Annotated in this window: 3 protein-coding genes and 1 pseudogene; 3 read left to right on the forward strand and 1 reads right to left on the reverse strand. The window is 69.0% G+C overall.

Annotation, left to right across the window (positions count from 1 at the left end):
* Positions 1-28 precede the first annotated feature (28 nt).
* Complete coding sequence (locus KZA10_RS14455) at positions 29-328, reverse strand: pyridoxamine 5'-phosphate oxidase family protein (RefSeq protein ID WP_256934896.1); 300 nt, start codon at positions 326-328, stop codon at positions 29-31.
* Positions 329-531: 203 nt separating this feature from the next.
* Between KZA10_RS14455 and KZA10_RS18250 the strand changes: the two genes are divergently transcribed.
* From KZA10_RS18250 to KZA10_RS14465, 3 genes and pseudogenes are all read left to right on the forward strand, one after another.
* On the forward strand, positions 532-906 hold the full coding sequence (locus KZA10_RS18250) for a hypothetical protein (protein ID WP_256934897.1): 375 nt from the start codon (positions 532-534) through the stop codon (positions 904-906).
* 118 nt (positions 907-1024) lie between these two features.
* A complete protein-coding gene (locus KZA10_RS18630) occupies positions 1025-1150 on the forward strand; it encodes a hypothetical protein (RefSeq protein WP_308289683.1) in 126 nt (41 codons plus the stop codon).
* A 70-nt stretch (positions 1151-1220) separates the two neighbouring features.
* A pseudogene (locus tag KZA10_RS14465) lies at positions 1221-1636 on the forward strand (hypothetical protein); the annotation flags it as partial.

The raw sequence follows: 1636 nt of genomic DNA on the forward strand, positions 1-1636 counted from the left end.
CTCAAGGGCATCATGGGCCAGGCGATCGTCACGATCGAAGCCCGCAAGGGCGTCTACAAGGAGCAGCGATCGAGCCGTGCATCAGCACGCTCCAGGCCGTGCTGCCGAGGGGGTCGTGGTAGTCGACCTCGAACGCGACCTCCAGCGGCTCGCTGCTCAGGGCGCCCAGCACGCCGTCGGGCGTGGTGCGAAGAAGTAGATCGTGCCCCGAGACGGCGAAGTTCACGGGAAGGATCTGCACTCGTCCCTCATGGACGAAACCGACGCGGCCGATGGTGGTGGTGGTCAGCAACTCATAGGACTGCTGCTCGTCGAGCACTCGGATCATTTCGCGCGCTCCTTCCCTCTGGCGCCAGGCTATCCAGCGCGGCACACGCCCTCAAGGGGTTCTCCGAGCGGGACGCTCTGTCCCCGCCATCCGGCGGACTCCGGGCCCCGGATCGGCCCCGGCTGGCGGGTTAGCCTCGAGTGCGGCGTGCGCGAGGCTGGCGGAACGCCGTCGCGATGGCGGCCGAGGACAAAGGAGTTCTGATGACTGACACCACGCTGAGACGACCGCCCTTCGATCCCGAGCTCGAGGCCGCCCTCGCCCTCGTCGGCGACCAGCTGCCGTCGACCTTGACGCCCGAGATGATCCCGCTGATGCGCCAGTCGCCGGTGAGCGGTGAGGAGGAGATCTTCGCCGTGCTCGCCGAGCGGGGCTTCACCCGGCGCGATGTCACGATCGCCGGCCACGGTGGCGACGAGATCGTCGTATCGGTGGTCGAGAAGGAGGGGCGTACGGGCACGGGCCCCGGCTTCTTCCACACCCACGGCGGGGGCATGATCATCGGCAACCGCTGGCTGGGTGTGGCCGGGTTCCTCGAGTGGGCCGAGCGTTTCAACGGAGTGATCGTCACGGTCTAGTACCGGCTCGCCCCCGAGTTCCCCGATCCGTATCCGGTGGAGGACTGCTACGCGGCCCTGCTGTGGACGGCCGAGAACGCCGAGGAGCTCGGCATCGACCTCTCTCTGGGAGGCCGGGGTGCAGGCCGAGCTGCACGTGTGGGCAGGCGGCTTCCACGGCTTCGATATGTTCGCCCCGCACGCCGCCGTCGCCCAGGCCATGCTCGCCGCGCGCGACAACTGGGTGAACCGCCTGCTCTCCTGAGTCCGGACTCCGCTCTACGGGGCCGTGCGCCGACCCCGTAGGGTGGAATCCCTGCGTGATGGAGCCCGACATGCAAGATCTGCTGGGGCGTCTCACCGCCCTCGACCCGGATGCCAGCGAGACGCTCAAGGTCGTCACGTACTTCGATGCCCTCGTCGCCCGTTCTGTGGGCGTCGAGAGCATGGTGCGAGGCGCGGCGGTGCTGAGCGGCGCGACGGTCGGACAGCGCGACGGTCGACAGATCGTGCGCGTGCGCCCCGATGGGGTGCGTGTGGATCCGCTCGAGCCGTCCCCTGCCTGGCCGGTCAGGGAGAGCGGACCGGATGCCGTCGCCTGGATCGAGCGCGAGGGAGATGCGCACACGAACGACGCGATGATCCTGGAACGGTTGAGCCTCGCGCTCGGCATCATCCGCGCGCGCCGCTCGGTCGGACCCGAGAGCGCTGTCGAGCTCGCCATCAGCTCCTACGCCGGCGCGGAGGAGAG

This window comes from Microbacterium sp. BF1 (assembly GCF_019279095.1).
Lineage (GTDB): Bacteria > Actinomycetota > Actinomycetes > Actinomycetales > Microbacteriaceae > Microbacterium > Microbacterium maritypicum.

Bases quoted from the DNA above. Each gene is read 5' to 3' on its own strand.
- KZA10_RS14455 (WP_256934896.1), bottom strand. From the start codon at position 328: ATGATCCGAGTGCTCGACGAGCAGCAGTCCTATGAGTTGCTGACCACC.
- KZA10_RS18250 (WP_256934897.1), top strand. From the start codon at position 532: ATGACTGACACCACGCTGAGACGACCGCCCTTCGATCCCGAGCTCGAG.